Source organism: Synechococcus sp. WC101 (genome assembly GCF_047461555.1).
Taxonomy (GTDB): Bacteria; Cyanobacteriota; Cyanobacteriia; order Thermostichales; family Thermostichaceae; genus Thermostichus.
In genome coordinates, this window is the sequence record NZ_JANSHG010000169.1 from 1 (window position 1) to 4,985 (window position 4,985).

Consider the following 4,985-nt stretch of genomic DNA (forward strand, 5'->3'; position numbering starts at 1 on the left):
TGGTGCCGGTGTTGTTGTGAATATCGACGCTGGCAAACACGCCCCGCTGCTGCATCTGCTGCAGGACGGCCTGGGCCATGGCGTGCTCGGGGGTGGAGCCGGGGCCCCAGATGCGGTTGTAGTCCGGTTGGCCGTCCAGGCGCCGTTGCCCGTAGCGGGCGGCCCGCACATTGCCGATGAAGAGAGACAGAGAACGGGGCAGTTCCCGCCGGGTGTAGCGGCGCAGAAGCTGTTGCACCGCCTGCCAGCCAGTGACCTCGTTGCCGTGCAGCAGGACGGATACAAACAGGGGGGGATCCCGCCGTCCCGCCAGATGGATAAGGGTCGGCCCGCCCAAGCGATCCTCCAGCTGATGGGCCTCTAGATCCAGGAGTTGATCCGGCAGGTGGTCGAGAACGGTGAGCATAAGGGTTGGGCAAGCACCTCAACGCAAACCTTTTGGCTGCTCAAGGGCAGAGGGGATCCGGGAAATCGAGCCCTCTCTCTAATTCAGAGCCCTCACCCCCAGCCCCTCTCCCAGCGGGAGAGGGGAGATGGAGATTAGGGTAGCGAACTGTCTCATCCCTAGCTGGAAATAAACAACTGGCTGCCGTGCTTGGGGCTTGGGTCGTCGCCCTGCCCTTTGAGAAGGCATCCCTTCCGATACAGGCATGCCCAGGCGGTGATCTGTCTCCCCTGCCATACAGGGAGAGCGCTTCCCTAGCCGAGATCCCAGGTGTGTACCGGCCGGCCTTGCCGCTGCCGTTCCCAGTAGGCACAGGTCAATTGTTGCATATCTTTACCATGCCGAGCCACGTAGCGGCGCTGCCAGGTGGCCCCATTCTGCCCCGACTCTACCCGGGCGCGGAGAATGCCCAGATACTCCTGGATATCCTGGGGGGCCAAGTCCAGTTGCGCCAAGCCCGCCTCTGCTTGCGGGATCAGCTCTTGCAGCAGCAATTGGCGCAGGGATCCCTGCCAACCGTTGAGCCAGGTGATGGGGGCCTCGAGGCCGAAGCGGGCGGCCGCGTAGAAATTGGCGCGGCACTGGGCAAAGCTCAGCTCCTGCTCCGGGGGAAGGGGTCGGGCTCCCAGGGCTTGCACCAGGCCAAAGTAGAAGGCTGCATTGGCGATCATGTCCGGCAGGGTGGGGCCTGCTGCGGCCACCCGCTGTTCGATGCGCAGGTGGGGAACGGGATCCAAGCCGATGAGGGGGCGGTTCCAGCGCCAGATGGTGCCGTTGTGCAGACGCAGATGGGCCAGCTCAGTCGGGGCAGCGGCTAATCTTTGCGGCAACACCACCGGGTAGCGGTGCAGGTTTTCCCAAAACAGCTCCATCAGCGATCCCTGGACATAGCCTTGCCCGAAGGTGACGCGGGGGTGGTGGGTGGGGGCGAGGGGGGGTGGGCCATCCAAGGCTTGCTCGAACACAGGGATGCGGGTTTCCGCCCACAGGTCGTGACCAAACAGATAAGGAGAATTGGCCGCCAGCGCCACCAAGGGGGCCGACACGAGCAGGGAAGCGTTGAAGTAGCGGGCTGCCCGGTGGGGCGACACCTGCAGATGGATTTGAAAGGAGGTGGTGGCCGCCTCCAGCATGATATTGGGGTGGGTGACCCGCAGCCGGGTGGCAGGCCCTTCGATCGCCAGGCCCAGAGAAGGGATCCCCGAGGATTGCTCGCGCCGGTGCAGGTTCAGGATCTGCTCGTTGAGGGCCAGATAGCGTTTGCGGGGGGAGATCATCTCCAAGGTTAGCTGCTGCTGCTGCAGCGTGGGTAAAATGCCGATGGTCATCAGCCCTGCCTGCAGTTGCTCGGCCACTCGGCAACAGCGATCCCACCTCTGTTCCAGCTCTTGGCGGAGCTGCTGCAGAGCGGATGCAACCAAAACCTGGGGCCGGCTGTTGAGCTCGATGTTGAAGCGGGCCAGTTCCGGCACCACCAGCGGGTCGTTGACGGCCTCCAGGTAGGCTGAGTTGATCGGGGCCGGATCTCCCTGGGGGGTGACCAGCCAAGCTTCCAGCTCAAACCCGCCCACCGGGGATCCCTGGGCAAAAGGCCGGCAAATGGGATCCAGCCCCGGCAGGCCGGCCAGCCAGCGGTCCAGCAGATCCGTCTCCTGCTGCAGCCGAGCTTTGAACTCGGCAAAGTCCTCTGCGCCAAAGCTGAGGGAGGCAATCTCTTGGCCCATCGAGACAACTCCGCGGCTTTCGTGGATGAGATCACTGCACTGCTGGTATCGGGCTTCAGCTTTCGACGAGAAAAATATGGGCCGGCATCGTCCAGGGATCCAGCTTGATGTAGTTGGTGGATCCCTGCCAGGAGTACTGCTGGCCGTCCAAGAGGTCGATCACCTTGAAAGTTTGCCAGTGTTCCAAACCCAAAGCCCCCAGGTTGAGGGTGACCCAGCCAGATTGAATGTGAAACGGATCCAGATTCACCGCCACCAAAATCCGGTTGCTGCCATCAAAGGTGCGCTTGGAGTAGCAGATCAGGGCCTCGTTGTCGGTGGGGTGAAACACCAGGCTCCAGTCGCTTTGCAAAGCCGGGTTTTGCCGCCGGATCTGGTTCACCTGCGCGATCAGAGGCCGCAAGTTATCCGGCGCGTCCAGATCCCAGTGGCGGATTTGGTATTTTTCTGAGTCCAGATACTCTTCGCTGCCGGGGCGGAGCGGGCGGTTTTCACAGAGTTCAAAAGCGGGGCCGTAGATGCCGTAGCTGGCCCCCAGCGTAGCCGCCAGGATGAGGCGCAGCATAAAAGCCGGGCGTCCCCCCTTTTGCAAAAACTCGTTCAGAATATCCGGCGTGTTGGGCCAGAGGTTGGGGCGGTAGTACTCCCGCATCGGGGTTTGGGTGAGCTCGGTGAAGTACTCGGTCAGGCCCCATTTGTCGTTGCGCCAGGTGAAGTAGGTATAGGATTGGGTGAAGCCCAGCTTGGCCAAGGATTTCATCAGCTTGGGGCGCGTAAAGGCTTCGGATAAAAAGATTGTCTCCGGGTGCTTGGCCTTGATCTCGCCGATGCACCACTCCCAGAAGCCAAAGGCTTTGGTGTGGGGATTATCCACCCGAAAGATGGTTACCCCTTGGTCGATCCAGTATTCGATAACGCTTTTTAACTCCTCCCAGAGGGCCTGCCAGTTTTCCGTCTCAAAGTCGAGAGGGTAGATATCTTGGTACTTCTTGGGCGGGTTTTCCGCATATTGAATGGTGCCGTCGGGCCGCTTTTTAAACCATTCCGGGTGCTCTTTCACATAGGGGTGATCTGGCGAACACTGGAAGGCGATATCGAGGGCGATGTCGATGTTGAATTTTTTGGCCTCCGCCACCAAGCGATGAAAATCCTCCAGGGATCCCAGTTGGGGATGGATGGCCTTGTGCCCGCCTTCTGGCCCGCCGATGGCCCAGGGGGAGCCCACGTCATCCGGCTCCGCCGTCATGGCGTTGTTTTTGCCCTTGCGGAAGGTGCGCCCGATGGGGTGGATGGGGGGCAGGTAAAGCACATCAAAGCCCATCTCGGCAATCTGCGGCAGGCGGGCGATCACATCCTGGAAGGTGCCGTGGGTGTGCTCGTCAGGGCCACAGGAGCGGGGAAACAGCTCGTACCAGGTGCTGAAGCGGGCCTTCTCCGGATCCACCCAGACCCGTCGCTCCGGGTAGGCGGTGACGAAGCGGCGCTCGCCGTAGAGCTGCATCAGGGATCCCAGCGTCGGGGAAAGGGCGATCTCGATAGCTGGATCCCCGCCTTGGCGGAGCATTTGGGCGTAGTTGCGCAACTTCGCCGCCAGATCCCCGCTTTGAGCCTGGGCGGCCCGCTCCACGAGCTCCGCCCCGATCAACAGCTCCACCGCCACATCCTGCTCGGCAGCCACCCGCTTGTGCAGATCCTGCTGCCAGGTTTTGAAGGGATCCACCCAGGCCAGAATCCGGTAGAAAGCTTGGCCGATTTGCGTGACCTGGAACTGGGCCCGCCAGCGGTCGTTGCCGAGGGGCTCCATGAAGATCTCCTCCCAGTCGGTTGCCCCGGCCTGGCGGAAACTGAGCACCGCCGAGAGTTGGTCGTGGCCATCGGCGAAGATGTCCGCCTCCACCACCACATACTCCCCCACCGTCCGCTTGATGGCGTAGCGCCCGCCGTCGATTTCCGGCGTCACCGCCTCGATGATGGCGCGTTGCCGACCTTCCGTTGGCCACATCATGATCCCTCAGCTTGCCTTTGCCTGCTCACAGGCTTGCCAGCCTGCCCTTTCAGAATGCCCAACCGACTTTACGTTAGCCCGCCGTTACCGATACATCTTCGATGCGCAGGGCGGGAAAAGCGGTGGTGCCGTTGAAAACGGTTACCTCTTGTGAGATGGCGGAGATATTGCGCAAACAATCGTAGAGGTTGCCGGCAATGGTGGTCTCCAGGATGGGGCGTTTTTCGCCGCCTTTAACCAAAAAGCCCCCCTTCACCACCCCGGAAAAATCGCCAGTGATGGGGTTGCTGCTGCCGGAAAGCCGGGTGACGATAATGCCCCGCTCCATCGCATACAGCTCAGACAAAGGGGTTGTCCCCGGGGCCACGCTCAAACAGGCCGGCCCCACGCCCGGCAAGCTGCCCGCCCCCCCTGTGGCATGGCCGTTGGACGGGATCCCGGCAGCCCGGCCTTCGTAGCTGTTGTACATGAAGTTGCAGAGGATCCCTTCATGGATCAGGGGGGTAATTTGGCGGGGGATCCCCTCGCGGTCGAAGGGCTCGATGGGGTAGCCAGGCAAGCCCAGCCCCTCGGAAACCAACGTCAACAGGGGGCTGGCGATCAGGGATCCCATCTTCTGCGCCAGCGGGCTTTTGCCTTTGCGCACCGCGTCCGCCCCCAGCACAAAGAGGAGATCCCCCAGAAACTCTTCCACCACATCCGGCGGCAGGACGATGGGGCCGCGGAAGCTCTCTCCCTCGGTAGCTCCCAAGGCCCCCACACATTTCTGGACAAAGCGTTCAAAAGCCCGCTCCAGCGCCGGCACCAGATC

At 62.0% G+C, this 4,985-nt stretch carries 4 protein-coding genes; all 4 read right to left on the reverse strand.

Annotated elements, in window-relative coordinates; genetic code table 11:
* A partial coding sequence (locus NW809_RS10675; protein WP_414402102.1) for a succinylglutamate desuccinylase/aspartoacylase family protein occupies positions 1 to 406 on the reverse strand: 406 nt, incomplete at its 3' end.
* Between the two features lie 293 nt (positions 407 to 699).
* On the reverse strand, positions 700 to 2,169 hold the full coding sequence (locus NW809_RS10680) for a glutamate-cysteine ligase family protein (protein ID WP_414402103.1): 1,470 nt from the start codon (positions 2,167 to 2,169) through the stop codon (positions 700 to 702).
* Positions 2,170 to 2,224: 55 nt separating this feature from the next.
* Positions 2,225 to 4,174 (reverse strand): alpha-1,4-glucan--maltose-1-phosphate maltosyltransferase, encoded by a 1,950-nt coding sequence (locus NW809_RS10685; protein ID WP_206336957.1) that lies wholly within the window; start codon positions 4,172 to 4,174, stop codon positions 2,225 to 2,227.
* A 73-nt stretch (positions 4,175 to 4,247) separates the two neighbouring features.
* Positions 4,248 to 4,985, reverse strand: a 738-nt coding sequence (locus NW809_RS10690) for a metallopeptidase TldD-related protein (protein ID WP_414402104.1), incomplete at its 5' end; no start/stop codon positions are given.

Excerpts from the sequence above, each read along its gene's own strand:
- NW809_RS10685 (WP_206336957.1), bottom strand. The coding sequence starts at position 4,174 with ATGATGTGGCCAACGGAAGGTCGGCAACGCGCCATCATCGAGGCGGTG.
- NW809_RS10680 (WP_414402103.1), bottom strand. The coding sequence starts at position 2,169 with ATGGGCCAAGAGATTGCCTCCCTCAGCTTTGGCGCAGAGGACTTTGCC.